The sequence below is a fragment of the Spirosoma taeanense genome, from assembly GCF_013127955.1.
Taxonomy (GTDB): Bacteria; Bacteroidota; Bacteroidia; order Cytophagales; family Spirosomataceae; genus Spirosoma; species Spirosoma taeanense.
In genome coordinates this window covers 2,580,516-2,597,301 of sequence record NZ_CP053435.1, presented here as the reverse complement: position 1 = coordinate 2,597,301, position 16,786 = coordinate 2,580,516, and the positions used below count along the sequence as shown (strand labels likewise).

Sequence of the window (16,786 nt, the reverse complement as noted above, 5' to 3'; positions counted from 1 at the left end):
GAATCGTTATTCCCGAAAAACCATAACGGCCTAAAATTGATTAACTGCCGCTAATCAGTTGTTAACTAACGCGGTAAATGATCGGCCTCACGAGCCAGAAACTGCCTGAAACGCTCCTGTAGGCCCCGATAATAGGTTACGTACTTAAGCCCTTCCTCGGTCACAACGGCTCCCCCCCCTTTTCTCCCCCGGTTTGGGTGATGACCAGGGGGGCGTCGGCCTGGCCGTTCATGGACTGCACCAATTCCCAGGCCCGCTTATACGACATACTCATCGCTTTGGCCGCCTGATTGATCGAGCCGGTACGCTGAATGTGTTCCAGCAGCTCCATCCGGCCAATGCCGAAAAAACGATCCTGCGCTTCCAGCCAGATACGTCCCTTAATCTGTATTGTCATAACTGCGTTATTGCGGATTTCTCGGATTCGAAGCGTTCCCTTACCAGCCCAGGGTTCTTTTTAGAAAGGCCGACAGTTCACCCGCCATCAGCGCGTGTTCAGCCAAGTCAGGATGGCCGCCACAGCCGCTGTTGTAGCTGCGGGCGAAAAAGAACGAATGGATGTTCGGGTCGCCCTGTTTGTTTGCATAAGATACAATCCCTGTCAAGTAGTTCTTCAGAGCCGCCGTTAGTTTGGCATCCGCCATGGGACTGGTCAGGCAAACAATCTGCGCGTTTGGGTAATGGCTCCGAATGGTGCCGATGAATTTGACGTAAGCCCTGCAGAAGGCCGTCGAGTCCTGAATACCGTCATTCTGGCCCAGGCAGATCGTGACCACATCGGGCACGTATCGGCTGAAATCCCAGGGAATGGCGTTGGCCCGCATGTTGACTTTATCGAATACGTCGGGCATGGTAATGGTCATGTTGCAGCAGCTATGAATCATCCCAATTCCTGACACCGAACTCAGATGCCATTGCGCATTCAGCGCCCGGGCCACCGTTGGGCCGTACGACACATACGCATTGTGCTGGTCGTACCACAAGCCTTTGTCGCAGGGCACCACCGACAGGTCGCTTCCCGTACCGCACGTAATGGAATTCCCGATGAACTCCATTTTACGCGTGGGTTTCGGGGGTGACGCGACTACCCCTTTGCAGCGAAAACCCACCAGTTCCAGATACCCAATGCCCGATTCGGTATTCTTGCAGATGGTGATTGTGTGCTCTTTATCCGGCAGGTCGCGCACGACCCGGATGGTGTCGGCCTTTCCTTTGGTCTGCAGCCGAATGGGCGCGTCGTTGTCAACGACGATTTCTAGGTAGTTGTGGTTGTTACCACCGAGTACTTCGTCGTTGATCAGCAAGTCGAACGAGCGTCCGGTGAACGTGGCCCTGATATAGACACCCGCTGCCCAGAAACGCGGCCGTTTTGGGTTCGAGAAATCAATTCGGCCGGTGTACTGAATCGCGGGGTCGTCGGCCGGAATAAACCGGACCGACGGCTGTACCGCTTTGGGCTGCGCAAAACCAACCACCGACATAAACAGAAAAACCAGGATCAGGATGTTCCGCACCATGTACGCTTACGTTAATCAACTCAATTAGTTTGCTGCCGTCAGTTCGAGCACGACGCTGGTCCGGCTGGCATCGACATTGGGATTAAAGCCAACCGTCATCAGGTAATTACCCGAATACACGGTCGTATCGTTGTTGAGCCGGGAGGTTAAGCCGGGATACACGTTCAGTTCGCGAACCGTGTAGTTTTTGGCCGGATCGAGCCCCTGCAGGCGAATCGGCGCGACACTGCCCGCCTTATAGCGGCTTTTGGTCAGGTACGTAAACCAGACGGCCCGATCCCGCGGCTCACTAACGTATATCAGCGATGCTACGTCCCATTCGTAGGGCGAGGCCAGCCGGAACATATCGCCCTGCCACACAACGTTCTTGATGCGGTCATAGGTTTTCAGCGCTTCCTGACTGAATTGCAGTTCCTTTTCATCCAGTTTGCTCACCACGATGTCGTAGCCCAGCTTGCCCATCATCGCTACGTCCGTGCGGAACTTGATGGGCTGTTTGCCCCAGTCCGTTACGTGGTTGCAGGTGGCGATGCTCGGGAAGAAATACGAGTAGTTCCACTGGATGAAAATCCGCTCCATACCGTCGGTGTTGTCGCTCGGCCAGAACTCGGTGAAATAACGTAACGCGCCGTAGTCCACCCGGCCGCCCCCGCCCGAGCAGAGCATCATAGGTAGAGTCGGATATTTGGCCCGCAGGCGCTCCAGCACTTTATACAAACCCTGCACGTATTCGACGTACACATGCGACGGGTTCGGATTGGTGGCCGAGAAGGCGTTATAAATGACGGCGTTGCAGTCCCATTTGATATACCCCAACGTCGGGTTCTTCGACATGACTCCATCAACGACACCATACACAAAATCCTGCACCTTCGGGTTGCTCAGGTCGAGCACGAGCTGATTACGGAAGTAATACTCCTGCCGGTTGGGCAGCTTCAGCACCCAGTCGGGATGTTTTTCGTAGAGTTCGCTTTTGGGGCTTACCATTTCCGGCTCCAGCCAGATGCCAAACCGAATCCCGGCGGTTTCGGCTTCCTTAACCAGATACCCCAGTCCATGCGGCAGCTTTTTGACGTTCTCCTGCCAGTCGCCAAGTCCGGCGCGGTCGTTGTTGCGGGGGTATTTGTTGCCGAACCAGCCATCGTCGAGCAGGAACAGATCCACGCCCAGCTTTTTGCCGTCTTTAAAGAGGGCGGATAGTTTTTCTTCGTTGAAGTCGAAATACGTAGCCTCCCAGTTGTTCAGCAGCGTCAGGCGGTTGCCTTCACCCTGCGGAATCCGGAACTTCCGTGCCCAGCGGTGCAGGTTCCGACTGGCGGTACCCTTGCCGGTATTGGAATACGTAAAGAGGAAAGCAGGGGTTGTAAACTCCTTGCCTGGCGCCAGCGTGTAGGCCGATGCGTAGGGATTGATTCCCGCCATAAACCGCAGGTTGTGCAGGGGGTCGACTTCAAAGGCGATCTGGTAGTTGCCCGACCAGGCCAGCGTTCCGGCTACCACTTCGCCCTGATTTTCCTGTGCGGGCTGGTTCAGCGCCACCAGGAAGGAAGGCGGCTGAAATAGATCAGCGCGGGTGCCCAGCTTGGTATCCAGCACCTTGATGCCTTCGGTCAGGGGCTCTTCGGTGGGGTTCATCTCGCTGGCCCAGTCGCCGTGGAAATGCGTCAGGTAATAATTCTGAGCCGGGATGTACAGATTCGCCGAAGCGTATTTGTGCAGCGTAACGGCTTTTTTCTCTGTATGCCGGATGGTTGACCATTGCTCGATGACGTCCTCGTTCTGATAAGCCTTAAAGTACAGCGTTACCTCAAACGGGTACTGCGGGTCTTTCAGCGAAACCGTCGTCAGTTCAACCCCCTCCCCGGCTGGTTTGCTTTCGTGCCGGACGTAACGCAGATCCAGTGACGGATTCCCGTCGGCATGGGTGACCTGAATAGCCGGTTCGAGCAGGTTACGGCTTCCGGCGGGCGTGTATACCGAATTATACAGGCCGGTATAATCTTCTCCGCGCTTGCCGTTTTCCGGAATCCGGGCGTATTCTTCGGGGCGACTTAGCCGCTGTCCCAGATGAACAATCGTTGGGTTTTGATCTTTGTCTACCCGGATGACCAGCGCCGTTCGACGGGTTTCGATGGCGATGTGCTGCATAGCCGATGGCGTCTGGGCCATGGATACGGTGACAGAAAGAAAACTGACTAAGAGAAAGACAATTTGTCTCATTGATCTGAAATGGATTAAAAACAGTGCGCCCGCCAAAACGCAGAAGTCACCGGTGTATAGACAGCGAACGGTTCAACACCCTCTGCCCATACGCCGGCGACTTCTGCCGTCAGCAAGTCAGCCCAAAATTCCGTTTAAATTTGCGAATACGCTGCTGGTTCCAGAAAAATCCGGATAATATTGGAAACCGTGTTGGCATATTCGGGTGCCTGCGAGATGCGTTTCCAGTCGGGATCGGCGCTGAATTGCTTCCAGTTGGCGTCGCGCTCCTCCATGTTTTTAAACGTCAGCATATAGGTCAGGCACGGCATGTGTTCGCCTGCCACTACCTCCCCAAAGAACACGGGCGTAAGCTTGGTCCGGTAAAAAACGGGAATTTCATCCAGATTGAACATCTTGACCTTCCGCCGAACCGCATCCTCCGAATAGCCTTCGTAGGTCCGCAGTTCAAAAATCCGGGGTTCTTTCGCTGGTATGACCGGTTGCGGCAGTCCGTCGAAAGCGCTCATCAGCGAAGTGGTATAACGGGCATAGGGCGCCTTGTCGGGAGGCAAAGCCATATACGCCTGACTTGCCTGCGTAAAGACCTGATCCGATGCAAACCGGCCGGCGGCTCCGGCATAAGCATTCCAGGATGCATAGGGAATCAGGACGTGCAGCTTTGCCGGGTCCGACTTTCCCATTTCCCGGAATACGCCTACTGTTTTCACTCCCTGGCGGTTCAGCGCCGGAATCAGAGCCTCCTTCAGGTAATTCTCGATGTTGGACTGCGGAGAGCCGAACCGAAGCTCATACGTCCGCCATTCATAGACGGCTTTTTCGGCGGTGGGTTTTTCGGCGCGGGCGGTTGTCAGCGCTGAAGCAGCTAACAGAGACGAGGCTACAAAATTTCTTCTTTTCATGCCTGGGTTTACGCAATGAGCGACTGTGAGATAATAGTATAGGTTCAGGATTTATTTAACCGTGGCTTTCTCGATGGAATCAGTATTGCTGATAAAAGCGATTTGCTTGCTGTCGGGCGACCACGACGGGGTATTGATCGTGCCCTGACCGCCATACACGTAAGCAATCACCTTGGGCGTACCACCCGTTACAGGCATCAGCCGCAGGTACACATGCTTGTAGAAAGGGTGATCGTTGGGCGATACATCATTGCCAAACGACAGGATCACGATCCACTTGCCATCGGGCGATACGTGCGGGAACCAGTTGTTGAACTCATCATTGGTCACCTGTTCTTCGTCGCTGCCATCGGCCTTCATCCTCCAGATCTGCATGGTACCACTGCGGGTCGAGTTGAAATAGATGTATTTACCGTCGGGCGAGTACTCGGAACCATCGTCCAGCGCTTTAGCTTCGGTCAGGCGGGTTTCGGAACCGCCGTTCGCGCCAATTTTATAAATGTCGAACTCTCCGTTTCGTTCACCCGTGTAGATAAGTGATTTACCATCGGGTGACCAGCCATGCAGATACGAGTGGCCCACCGCCGTGATGCGTTTAGGCTTGCCGCCACCCACGGGCAGCGTATAGACAATAGATTTACCACCGTCTTCCTTGCTGTGGTTGCTGATGCCGATCATCCTGCCGTCGAAGGACAGCACATGGTCATTATTATTGCTGGTGGCAAAATCGGTGTTGATTTCGGTCGGCGTTTTCTTCGCCAGATCAAAGCGATACAGGCGACCATTGCTGTTGTAGATCAGGGCTTTGTTGTTAGGCAGCCAGTTGGGCGCCTGCAGCGACTCCGGCGACTGATACAGAATTTTACGGTGGCCGGTGGCCACGTCCATCACTTCCAGATTACTGCCGATGTACTCCCGGTAAGGCACGAAGTTGTCGCGGGCAGGTACAACAATCCGGACGTTATGGAAGCGGGCTTTCTCAGATACGTTCGGGTTATGCGAACACACAAACAGCCCCACGTATACCTCATCACCCAGCGCCAGGTCGGTGACCTGCTCCGTTACGAACAGCTCGCCATTGTGGGCCACCGACATCGTGTAGGTGTTGCCTTTGCGGGCTAGCTGAACCACATCGGCCCCGGTTAGCGCCGACTTCTTCTCTTCGGTCATTGCGCCTTTGGTGCGCCGGAACTGCAGCGATGTCAGACCGTCGCCGTGGACAACCGCGTTGATGTGGCTCGCATTGGAATCCAGACTCGACCGAACCATCCAGCCTAGTTTACGGTGTGGGTCAACGCCTTTTCCCAGCAGTTCGCCGTTTGTTCGGAGAATGAAGTCGCCCTTCATCCGTTTCCAGACAAAGTGAAACTCGTCGTGGTCGAACCAGATGTTGGTGCCGGAGCCTTCGATGACGTACTCCTGTCTGGCGGGGTCGTAGCTGGCCGATCCGGGCCGTTTTACCTTACCCACATCAGTCTGGCCATCGAACTGACCTACTGAACCCTGCCCCTGGGCAGAAGCGGATACGCAAAGACTGGCCATCCCTATGGTGATTAAGCCAGTATATAGAAGTTTGGTGAACATGTATTCAAAACGAGAATGAGGGTTCATTCTACTTGACAGGCGACTCCAGACCAGCGTTAATTTATGCCTGTAAAGGTCTGCTTTTGGCAACACTGCCATCAGAATGTAGCCGTTCAGAATGTTCCGGCACTCTCCGCCCGTTATTCAGGCAAAAAATTGTAGACAAGCACCAGCAATGCTTGATTAACCTGAAAAAGGTGGTGTTTTCTCAGTTCATCCTTGTTAAGGCCACTGCTATTTCGAGCCAGCTCCCCGCAGCGTCACGGGCCGGTAGGTGGCCTTGTTTTGGTTTCCGCAGGACAGCCGCTGATCCCGGCCGGGTAAGGTGCACATGTCGACCTGCAGACTGGTCAATAGCACATCGTGGCCTAATCGCGGGACAGCGGAATGCAGCCGGGTGCCAACGTGAGTGGGGCGGGCGGGTCGCACCGGATGCATTGCACCGTATTTATAGCTTCGGCCGATAGCAAAACCTTTGTCGGCACGGCGAGGTGGAGGTATTGCCCTGGGTGGAGTTATCTTACAGTAACCCTATTCACAATGGCGGGGCGAGTTATCATACTATGGGTGTCAATAATCACTTACAGTCATTTTCACTTAGGCTGCTTCCTCGCAAAACCGCGATGAACACAGGGGTGAGACATTGAGTAAGCGCGTTAAACCAGCATCGGACCAACCGGGGAAAACTGGCAGACTGTTGTAATTTCCTAAGAATACATACCTAGAACACTCTGTATCCAGCATCTCAAATCCAGATTTTGCAGCAACTGCCGATCGGCGGGGCTGCCGCTGAACGCGTCTGTTTGGGCTAGACTCGCCTTCGTTAGCCGACCCCCAAGCCACTGTCGAAGCAAGTCAATCACCAGTTGCTCCCCCGTTAATGTCTGACTACTCTTTTTCCGCTTCCGCTCGACCGACCGCAGGGCGTGCGTCAGGTAATCGGCGTTACCCAGCCGGGCGTACAGCAGCAGATTCAGCAGCCGACTTTGGGTAGAGAGCGTGCCCGGCAACGAGCGAACGGGTAGCGCCAGTACACGGTTGAGCCGTACCAGTGGGGCTGAAAGCTGACCCCACCCTATTCCCAGCCGAACCAGCAGTAAATTAAACTCCGTGCGGGTAGTCATCGGCAATTGGCTTATACCCCGCTCAAACCCCGCTAGATCTATCTGGTGCGAAGCCAGTAGAGCAACCGCATCTGCATAGTGTTTCTGATCAACCAGGCGCAGCAGCGAAAAATACAGCACTAGATACGGCACCATGCGGTTCAGGCCCTGAACGGGTGTCGATCAGCCGAAGCCGGTCAATGAAGATAGAATTAGGTGGCTGTGCTAATGAAAGTAGTGTATTCAGCTAATTAGGCATAGGTTTTACCAATAAATTTCAACTTGGAACTAGCTAATCTTCTAAAATATATCCTTAGCACAATACCATTTTTTGATAGGTTTGTTCAATAACCCGAATCTTTATGTCCGCAACAGTTTTTGTGATTGGCAGCTCGAATACCGACATGGTCATTAAGGCCGAAAAATTACCCGCTCCCGGCGAAACAGTCATTGGCGGCACGTTTCTGATGAACCCTGGCGGCAAGGGAGCCAATCAGGCCGTTGCGGCCGCCAGGCTAGCCATGACCTCGCCCCACTCGGGCGACCAAACCACCGTTACGTTTGTGGCCAACTTGGGCAACGATGTATTCGGGCGGCAGGCCCTCCAGCAGTTCGAGCGGGAAGGCATCCGGAGTGAGTTTATCTCGACCGATGCCGATGAACCTTCCGGCGTAGCCCTGATTGGCGTCGACGGTCGGGGCGAAAACAGCATCATGGTTGCTTCGGGAGCCAATGCCCGGCTAAACCAGGAGCAGGTCGCTAATGCCCTGGCGTCCATCAGTGCCCCCGCCTATACGGTTATCCTACTGCAACTGGAAACGCCCCTTCCCACGGTAGAATACGCCATCCGGCGGGGGCACGAGCGGGGCATTCGGGTGGTGCTGAATCCAGCCCCCGCCCAGTCGCTCGACCCGGCAGTACTGGCCTTTCTCTTCGCCATCACCCCGAACGAAACCGAAGCCGAACTCCTCACCGGCATCCGCGTTACCGACGAAGCCACCGCCCGCCAGGCCGCTCAGCACCTGCACCAGTTGGGTGTGCCCAACGTGGTTATCACCCTCGGCGCGCGGGGGGCTTATGTATCATCGGATGGGAGCAATACTGCGCCCGCTATTATAGCGGCTCCGCCCGTTACGGCTGTCGATACCACGGCTGCCGGCGACTGTTTCAACGGAGCGCTGGCCGTAGCCCTCGCCGAAGGAAAAAACCTGACCGATGCAGTGGCCTTTGCCTGCAAAGCGGCCTCCATCTCCGTTACCCGGCTGGGTGCCCAGGCCTCGCTGCCCCTCCGCGCCGAGGTAGATGCCTTACCCCTTATACTGAACTGAACTTTAGAAGCCTATAAACCAATGAAAAAAACGTATTTTCTCCTGCCCTTACTAGCGCTGCTGGCCTTCATTCCCGGCCCTGCTTCCCGGCCACCAGCCACCGTTACCCTGTCCAAAGCCACCTTACAGGACAAAATCAAAGGCGGCTGGGCGGGTCAGGTCATTGGTTGCACCTTCGGCGGGCCGACCGAATTTAAGTTCAACGGCACCATGATCAACGACTACCAGCCCATTCCCTGGTATGATGGTTACATCAAAAAGACGATGATCGAGAATTTTGGGCTCTATGACGACCTCTACATGGATCTCACGTTTGTGGATGTGTTTGAGAAAAAAGGGCTCGACGCCCCCGTATCCGAACACGCCAATGCCTTTGCCAAAGCCGGGTACATGCTCTGGCACGCTAACCAGGTGGGGCGCAGCAACATCCTTAGTGGCATGAAAGCCCCCGAATCGGGCCACTGGCTCAACAATCCCCACGCCGACGATATCGATTTTCAGATCGAAGCGGATTTTTCCGGCCTGATGGCCCCCGGTATGCCCAACACCGCCGTGCAGATTGGCGACCCCATTGGCCACATCATGAACTATGGCGACGGCTGGTACGGGGGGGTGTACGTGGGCGCTATGTATTCGCTGGCCTTCGTCAGCGATGATGTCAACTATATTGTGCGCGAAAGCCTCAAGACCATTCCGCAGCAGAGCACCTTTTACCAGTGCATCAACGATGTCATTAACTGGCACAAGCAGTATCCAGCCGACTGGAAACGAACCTGGTTCGAGGTTCAGCGTAAATGGTCCGACGAGGTGGGCTGCCCCGATGGCGTATTTGCTACCTTCAACATCGACGCGAAGATAAACTCGGCCTACATTGTGCTGGGGCTGCTCTACGGCCAGGGCGACTACACCAAGACAATGCAGATCAGCACCCGCGCCGGTCAGGATTCGGACTGCAACCCGTCGTCGGCGGGGGGGATTCTGGGCACTATGCTGGGCTACGACAAAATCCCCGTTTACTGGAAACAGGGCCTGAAAGAAGCCGAAGACATCGATTTCAAGTACACCACCATGTCGCTCAACGACGTGTATAGTATTGGCATGAAGCACGCCCTGCAGGTAGTTGAACGCAACGGCGGTAAAGTAGAGGGCAATCAAATCTCGATTGCACTGCAGACCCCCAAACCGGTTCGGCTGGAACAGGCCTTCACGGGTCATTTTCCCCTCGAAAAGCGTAGTATCAACAAGAACCTGACCGACGAATACACCACGACTTTCGAAGGGAATGGCTACATCCTTAGTGGAGAGGCCCGGCCCAAAGGGCAAATGGCAGCCTACAACTACGAGAGCGATTACGTAGCGCAAATGGACGTGTACATCGACGGGAAGAAGCAGGAAACGGCCAGTCTGCCCGCCAGTTTTACCCGCCGTCGGTACGACCTGGCCTGGAAGTACCAGCTACCCGCCGGGCAGCATACCCTGCGGCTGAAATGGCTGAACCCCACCACCGATATAGCCCTGAAGCTACAGAACCTGATCGTTTTTGGTGATAAACCCGTACTGGCCCGCTACTAATTTTCTCCCATGTTTATCATCGACACCTACGGCACGGCCGTTCTTTTCTGCCTCATCACCATGCTTTGTTGGGGTTCGTGGGCCAACACCCAGAAACTGGCTGTCGGCACCTGGCGCTTTGAGTTGTTCTACTGGGATTACGTGCTGGGTATTGTAGCCTTCGCCCTGCTGTCGGCGCTTACGCTGGGCAGTATAGGTGAAGGGGGCCGCTCCTTTCTGGCCGACATCCGGCAGGCCGACCCCGGCAACCTGGGGTCGGCGCTCTGGGGCGGGGTGCTCTTTAACGCGGCCAACATCCTGCTGGGGTCGGCCATCGCCATTGCGGGCATGTCGGTGGCCTTCCCCGTAGGTATCGGGCTGGCGCTGGTCATTGGGGTGGTGGTCAACTACCTCAACGCCCCCGTGGGCAACGCAGCCCTGCTGTTTAGCGGCATGGCCCTGATTGTAGTGGCCATTCTGCTTAACGCCTTTGCCTACCGCCGGACGGCCACCAGCACAACGGGCCTATCCACAAAGGGACTGGTCCTGTCGGTGGTGGCGGGATGTCTGATGGGGTTGTTCTACGGCAATGTCGCCCAGGCCATGTTTCCCGATTTTGCGGTGCCCCAGCCGGGCAAGCTCAGCCCCTACACGGCGGTTTTCTTTTTTTCGGTCGGCATCCTGCTCAGCAACCTGCTCTTTAACACCCTGCTGATGCGTCGCCCGTTTGTGGGTACGCCGGTCCACTACGGGGATTATTTCCGGGGTAGCTCCCGCGACCACCTGACGGGAGTGCTGGGCGGCATGATCTGGTGTCTGGGTATGCTGTTCAGCATTCTGGCATCCGACAAAGCGGGACCGGCCATCAGCTACGGACTGGGGCAGGGTGCTACGGTGGTTGCTGCCCTCTGGGGTATCTACGTCTGGCGGGAGTTTCGGGCCGCACCTAAAGGGGTCAGTACCCTGCTGAACGCCATGCTGGTCTGTTACGTGATTGGCATTAGTCTGCTGATTATGGCCCGCTAACAAAGCCGAGGTTCCTGCAAATAAAATCGCACGAATCTATCGACTATTACAGCCCTAACGGAATGCCCACCTCTTAAGCGATAAGGTCAACGACACAAGCAGGATTGAAATATTCAACCCATACTAACCAGCTTTAAAAGGGCTAGGAATATATTTAATCAAAACAGATAATAGCGTTTTGCTTAAACTCCTTATTCATTGTTCCGGCAAGTGTAGGTATTAATTTTTTCACAACAGCTACAGCATTTATAGAGTACCAAAGACTTACTTCATTTAACAGTAAGAAAGTGATTGAGATAATTCTAAACTTTCGCTTTCAATTATTTAACCGCCCTCAATCCCCTTTCTTTATGATTTCTAAACTAGCGTTCGTGGCAGGCTTTACCTGTCTATTTTTTATGGGTTATGCTCTGGTTTGGTACGGGCTAAGTCTGGTCAGTGCTTATTGGTTTTATGGAAACTTATCCCAGGCTTTAGGCGATAGCAGATTCCATCTGGCAGCCATCACTGATACCTACGAGATGACCACCCGGTTGATTATGGGCATTGGTTTAGGTCTGTTAATCTGGAAAGTGAGGAAACAAAGACAACAGATGATAGCTTAGGTAAACGCTCTCAGGCGCTCAGTTGCATTTACGTTGCTCATCGGGTTAGTGACCCTCACCCTGCCCGTAGCCTGTATTGACCCGGAAAATAGTGTTCTACAGAGCACAACCAATATTCTCGTTGTGGATGGCACTATTACCAATCTGCCAGAAACCCAGATTATTAAACTTAGTCTGGCTCGGGCCGATCGATTGACCGGTCAATTCAGTACCGTACCGCTTACCAAGGCCATGATGGAGGTTATTATCGATTCGGCGCAAGTGCTGCCCTGTCATGAGACCCTGGATGGAAGCTTTCAGCTACCCATTGACTTCAGAGGACAGGCTGGGCACGCCTATCAACTCCGCTTTACGCTCCCCGATGGAACCCGCTACCTGTCCACCCGGCAGGTTAGGCCAGCCGTCGCCCCGATTGACAGAATAGACGCTCGCTTTAACGCCAGCAGCTTACCCCTTCAGCAACTAAACGGCTATCGGGCAGCCCATGATGTGTTCATTACCAGCCAGGACCCTGCCAGCGAACATAATTAGTATCGGTGGGAATGGAAACTGTGGGAGCGTCAGAATTGGTGTCATAGCTGTAGACAGGGTGTTTATGCCATCTATAAGGTGCTACCCAATGTCTACAAGGATAGAGATTACTTCGTGACCGGCACTGACCTTGCTGAGGACTGCTTCAGCCCCCGGCCGGGGAAAGTAGCTGAAGAAGCGCCTGAAGTGCCCTTGGAAGACTGGATTTATGATTATCCGTGCCGCACGCCCTGCTGGCAGATTATTTACGGGTATAACATTGCGGTGTTCGATGATCGCTACACGAACGGTGGCTTGATTAGTCAGCAACGCGTGGCGCAGATTCCCTTTTATAACACCTCAGCCGTGTCTGGTTGATGTCCGTCAACTCTCGCTGACGGCCGATACCTACCGGTACTATAAACTCTTCTAGGCGCAGACCCAGCACACGGGCGGGCTGGTCGACACCCTACCCACGGCTTTAGCGGGCAATGTGAGTCAGGTAGGCAATCCTCAGGTTAATATAGTAGGTTACTTTTCGGCTTCGGCCGTTTCGCTGGTTCATTATTGGCTGAATCGCAAAGACGCGCAAGGCCTGGCCTATGGGGCGATTAGTCCGGCCGATACCCTCCAGCCAACCGGTTCCTACACGAAGAGTAGAGATGGTCTGTTCTATGCGTTCAACGCACGTCAGCCGAACCCGGAACCTGCCCCGCCTTATCTGGGAGAACGGGAGAAAGCCAAAGTGCGCTTATGGCCAAACGCCGACCGGCCTCCCTTAGCCCCCTGTCTGCAACGGGACAACCAAACACCATTCAAACCCGAAGGATGGCAGGAATAAGGACCGCACGCTACTCGATTAAGTTGGACAGACGTAAAATCACCGAAAAACGACTCATCAGGCACAGCGGCAGAACGGGCCTTAGCAGACGACTCAGGAGCTGTTAGCCATCCTGTAATGAACTAACCAGCGTTGCGCGAAATGACAAAAGCAAAATTAGGTAGCTAGCAACTCCCGAATTGTACTAATGCAATTACTAGATCTGGATAAACTCTCCTACACAAGACGAAGAGGCTTTCATGTATCTACTCTATAAATGGGGCGTTTGATCAGACGCTTTTCATCGTCAAGAGCCTGTGAACTGATGAAAGGCAGTATGGATATTGAAACGGGGCCGCAAGGTACGTTGGTTCGGATTCGGTTACTGGTCAACCAGAAACCTTCCGAGCAGGGCTAATAGCTCAGTACCCCTCTAACGATCACCTCTTCTTCAAGGCCAATGATGATCGCTTATGCACAAGCAGACAGGTAGGTGCTTGATCTCAACATACCCTCCTTTTGCCGGATGCTTTTATGCTGCGTTGGAAGAATGATATTGAACAATTTTTTATTAAAACTGTCAATTCCAATTAGTAGCCTATGGTGAATTAAGTACTGGTGTTGATCACTTCGTACCGGGCTCGTACAAACATAAATAGACCGTAGCCAAACAGGCCCAGCGCTACGGCACCCAGCAGAAACGAGCCGTAACGGGCTTCCTCCAGAAAGGCAAAAGCACGGCTGCTGTCTCCGGCTTGGCTGGCGTTAGCCGCCAGGGCCGCTTTGATAAACAGGTAGCCAATCAGACCCCAAACGATTCCTCGGGCGATATAACCAATTTTCCCGAACCGGATAATTATCTCCTTCAGTTCCGTTTTGATGGCGGAAGTCTGAACATTTTTCAGGTATTTACCAGACAGGGCCCGGTAGATCTGGTACAAGCCGATGCCGATGATTACCAGACCAATCAGGCCGACTAGCCACTGGCCAAACGGTTTCTGCAGGAGTTCCCGAACCAGGGTCCTGCGCGAGTTGTCCCCACCCTGCTTATTCTGGCTACCCAGTACCAGCCGGAAGGAATAATAAGCCAAGGACCCATAGACCAACCCACTGAAGGCATAACCTACCCGTCGACCGATTCCTTTTGCGTCGGTACCTTTCTGCTCGGTATCGAGAAAAGCCTGCGTTAGCCGCCAGAGGGCGTAGCAGACTAGCCCTACGGCCACCAGTGCCAGCAACACCTGCCCAAACGGTTGATCCAGTATCCATCGAAAAACCCCCTGTTTGTCCAGATTACGTTCTGAGCTGCCGCCGATTTCAAAAGCAGCCATAAACGTGAGTATACCAACCAAGCAGTAGACAACTCCTTTGGCCGCCAGACCAAATTTGGCTAGGGGCTTGACCCATTGAGGCTGGGGCGAGGGTATGTGGGAGGAGATACTGGATAAGTTCATTATCTAAATCGTTTTATATAGGTTGCTTTCAGCGTAATCGGTCTTTTGACATAATAGAATAGCTTAGAATGCTAAATGTTTTATGTTTTTACTGCGGAGCAACCCGTTGACGATAGAAGTGTGGTGATTTCTTCGTACAATACCTCTAACGTAAAGGCTGAGTTCAAGTCCTTTGGGTACGGCTTTTTTGCGGGCTGATTAATTTGGTACGTGACGCGTGTTTCCTGGCGTATGATTTTACAGTAATTCCTATGCTTTGAGTCTTTTAATGGCATTGGTTTCACATTATCCATTTACCTCTGGCATACTCTTGCTACTTGTTGAATGAGCTGTCCCTCCCCTCTACAATGGTTTCTGGGTCTGATTTTGCTGGCGGCATTCAGTTGTCGACAGCAGAATCCGGCGATTTCCAATGCGAATCCCAACATTGTAATTATTTACGCCGACGACCTCGGTTATGGCGATGTGAGCGCTAACGGGCAGGGACAGCTCCAGACGCCTAACATCGACCAACTGGCCGAAACTGGTATCCGGTTCACAAACGGGTACGCTACCTCGGCAACCTGTACGCCCAGCCGACTGGCCCTCTTAACCGGTACCTACCCCTGGCGCGATAAAAATGCCAAAATCCTGCCCGGCAACGCTCCCCTGCTGATCGATACTACGTCGGTGACGCTGGCCAGTCTGCTAAAAAAGCAGGGGTATGCAACGGGCGTTGTTGGTAAGTGGCACCTGGGGCTGGGCAATGGGGATATAGACTGGAACCGGACTATCCGCAAAACGCCCAATGACCTGGGGTTCGACTACTCCTTTATCATGGCGGCTACCGGCGACCGGGTGCCGACGGTTTATGTCGAGAACCGGCACGTGGTGGGCCTGACGCCCGATGACCCGCTCTACGTCCGATACGACAGCAATTTCGCCGGACAGCCCACGGCCCTAACCCACCCGGAGCTGATGACCAAAATGACGTGGCATCATGGGCATAACCAAAGTGTGCATAACGGTATTCCGCGCATTGGTTACATGAAAGGTGGTCGTTCGGCCCTGTGGACGGATGAACAGATGGCAGAAGTTTTTCTGGACAAAGCCAAAGCGTTTATCGATACCCACCAGACCCGAAAAGCCGGTAAACCCTTCTTTCTGTATTACGCCCTGCACCAGCCCCACGTACCCCGGGTGCCGGGTGCGAAATTTGTGGGGAAATCAGGGCTCGGCCCACGGGGTGACGCCATTCTGGAAGCCGACTGGTGCGTGGGTGAACTGATGAAAAAGCTCCGCCAGGAAGGGCTCGCCGACAATACGCTGGTTGTATTTTCGAGCGATAACGGACCCGTTCTGAATGATGGTTATAACGATGAGGCCGTCGAAAAAAATGGCCGGCACACGCCCGCCGGTCGGTTACGGGGCGGCAAATACAGTTTGTTCGACGCGGGTACGCACGTGCCATTCATTGTATCCTGGCCTGCCCGCCTGAAAAAAGAGGTGTCGGATGCCCTGGTCTGCCAGATGGACCTGCTGGCTTCACTGGCGGCTCTAGTGGGGAGCGACATAAAAACCGGCGACAGTAAGAACCTGCTTAATACCTTCTTGGGAAAGGCAGCGAAAAATCAGGCCAATGGACGGGACGCGCTGGTGCTCGAAGCAAGTGGAAAGCTGGCCTTTCGGTCGGGCGACTGGGTATTTATTCCGCCCTATCCTGGCAAAGCCCTTAACGAACAGGTAAATATCGAAACCGGCCTGAGCCGGGAACCCCAGCTGTATAACCTCAGCGCCGACCCGCAACAGCGCACAAATCTGGCCCGGACGAACCCGGTAAAACGAACAGCGATGGAAAAACAGATGAAGCAGGTAGTCGGCGATGCCTACGGGGCCAGCACCGATGAACTGATTCTGAAATAATCGACGTTGTAGTCCCCGAACTTCGCACTAAAGCTGTCCAGCCTATATCCGTTAATCGTATGGATGCAGCCCGCTGCCGTCAGGTCTTCGGCGATTTCAGGATAATATAGTTCCATCCTGCGGCTCGTCGGACGGTGGCTTCGGTTTAGGGTAGACAGTTGATTCATTAACCCTGACTTTACGAAAGCTGTCGCCTTATATAATACTTTTTTAACTTATTTATCAGACAATTCAATACATCAGAATTGCAATCAGCCATCGATT

General features: G+C 53.9%; 16 protein-coding genes. 8 read left to right on the top strand and 8 right to left on the bottom strand.

Annotation, left to right across the window (positions count from 1 at the left end):
* Positions 1–160: 160 nt before the first annotated feature.
* The 7 genes from HNV11_RS10925 to HNV11_RS10895 all read right to left on the bottom strand — a co-directional run bounded on the left by HNV11_RS10925 (position 161) and on the right by HNV11_RS10895 (position 7,482).
* Complete coding sequence (locus HNV11_RS10925; RefSeq protein WP_317168103.1) at positions 161–397, bottom strand: winged helix-turn-helix domain-containing protein; 237 nt, start codon at positions 395–397, stop codon at positions 161–163.
* A 40-nt stretch (positions 398–437) separates the two neighbouring features.
* Positions 438–1,517, bottom strand: a complete 1,080-nt coding sequence (locus HNV11_RS10920) for an SGNH/GDSL hydrolase family protein (RefSeq protein ID WP_171739696.1) — start codon at positions 1,515–1,517, stop codon at positions 438–440.
* A 24-nt stretch (positions 1,518–1,541) separates the two neighbouring features.
* Positions 1,542–3,686, bottom strand: a complete 2,145-nt coding sequence (locus HNV11_RS10915; RefSeq protein WP_240163966.1) for an alpha-galactosidase — start codon at positions 3,684–3,686, stop codon at positions 1,542–1,544.
* A gap of 185 nt (positions 3,687–3,871) precedes the next feature.
* Positions 3,872–4,639 carry an NIPSNAP family protein gene (locus HNV11_RS10910; protein ID WP_171739693.1) on the bottom strand — a complete coding sequence of 256 codons (768 nt, stop codon included), beginning with the start codon at positions 4,637–4,639 and terminating at the stop codon, positions 3,872–3,874.
* Positions 4,640–4,690: 51 nt separating this feature from the next.
* Positions 4,691–6,223 carry a TolB family protein gene (locus HNV11_RS10905; protein ID WP_317168102.1) on the bottom strand — a complete coding sequence of 511 codons (1,533 nt, stop codon included), beginning with the start codon at positions 6,221–6,223 and terminating at the stop codon, positions 4,691–4,693.
* Positions 6,224–6,457: 234 nt separating this feature from the next.
* Positions 6,458–6,661 carry a hypothetical protein gene (locus tag HNV11_RS10900; protein ID WP_171739692.1) on the bottom strand — a complete coding sequence of 68 codons (204 nt, stop codon included), beginning with the start codon at positions 6,659–6,661 and terminating at the stop codon, positions 6,458–6,460.
* Positions 6,662–6,930: 269 nt separating this feature from the next.
* Entirely contained in the window at positions 6,931–7,482 is a 552-nt protein-coding gene (locus HNV11_RS10895) for a hypothetical protein (protein ID WP_171739690.1), read from the bottom strand.
* A 206-nt stretch (positions 7,483–7,688) separates the two neighbouring features.
* Between HNV11_RS10895 and rbsK the strand changes: the two genes are divergently transcribed.
* From rbsK to HNV11_RS23935, 7 genes are all read left to right on the top strand, one after another.
* Positions 7,689–8,654, top strand: a complete 966-nt coding sequence (gene rbsK / locus HNV11_RS10890; protein ID WP_171739689.1) for a ribokinase — start codon at positions 7,689–7,691, stop codon at positions 8,652–8,654.
* Between the two features lie 21 nt (positions 8,655–8,675).
* A complete protein-coding gene (locus HNV11_RS10885; protein WP_171739688.1) occupies positions 8,676–10,226 on the top strand; it encodes an ADP-ribosylglycohydrolase family protein in 1,551 nt (516 codons plus the stop codon).
* Positions 10,227–10,235: 9 nt separating this feature from the next.
* Positions 10,236–11,231, top strand: coding sequence for a GRP family sugar transporter (locus HNV11_RS10880; protein ID WP_171739687.1), 996 nt, complete (start codon positions 10,236–10,238; stop codon positions 11,229–11,231).
* Between the two features lie 350 nt (positions 11,232–11,581).
* Positions 11,582–11,836 (top strand): hypothetical protein, encoded by a 255-nt coding sequence (locus HNV11_RS10875; RefSeq protein WP_171739686.1) that lies wholly within the window; start codon positions 11,582–11,584, stop codon positions 11,834–11,836.
* A gap of 48 nt (positions 11,837–11,884) precedes the next feature.
* Positions 11,885–12,367: a DUF4249 family protein gene (locus HNV11_RS23945; RefSeq protein ID WP_240163926.1), complete on the top strand. Its 483-nt coding sequence runs from the start codon at positions 11,885–11,887 to the stop codon at positions 12,365–12,367.
* Positions 12,368–12,445: 78 nt separating this feature from the next.
* A complete protein-coding gene (locus tag HNV11_RS23940) occupies positions 12,446–12,724 on the top strand; it encodes a hypothetical protein (RefSeq protein WP_240163925.1) in 279 nt (92 codons plus the stop codon).
* Positions 12,725–12,839: 115 nt separating this feature from the next.
* Entirely contained in the window at positions 12,840–13,187 is a 348-nt protein-coding gene (locus tag HNV11_RS23935) for a hypothetical protein (RefSeq protein WP_240163922.1), read from the top strand.
* Between the two features lie 587 nt (positions 13,188–13,774).
* On the opposite strand, the gene HNV11_RS10865 is transcribed toward HNV11_RS23935, so the two are convergent.
* The gene (locus HNV11_RS10865; protein WP_171739685.1) at positions 13,775–14,620 is read right to left on the bottom strand and encodes a DUF1206 domain-containing protein; all 846 of its coding nucleotides are present in this window, start codon (positions 14,618–14,620) and stop codon (positions 13,775–13,777) included.
* Positions 14,621–14,944: 324 nt separating this feature from the next.
* Here HNV11_RS10865 and HNV11_RS10860 point away from each other — a divergent pair, with 324 nt between their 5' ends.
* Positions 14,945–16,522: a sulfatase family protein gene (locus tag HNV11_RS10860; RefSeq protein ID WP_171739684.1), complete on the top strand. Its 1,578-nt coding sequence runs from the start codon at positions 14,945–14,947 to the stop codon at positions 16,520–16,522.
* Positions 16,523–16,786 lie beyond the last annotated feature (264 nt).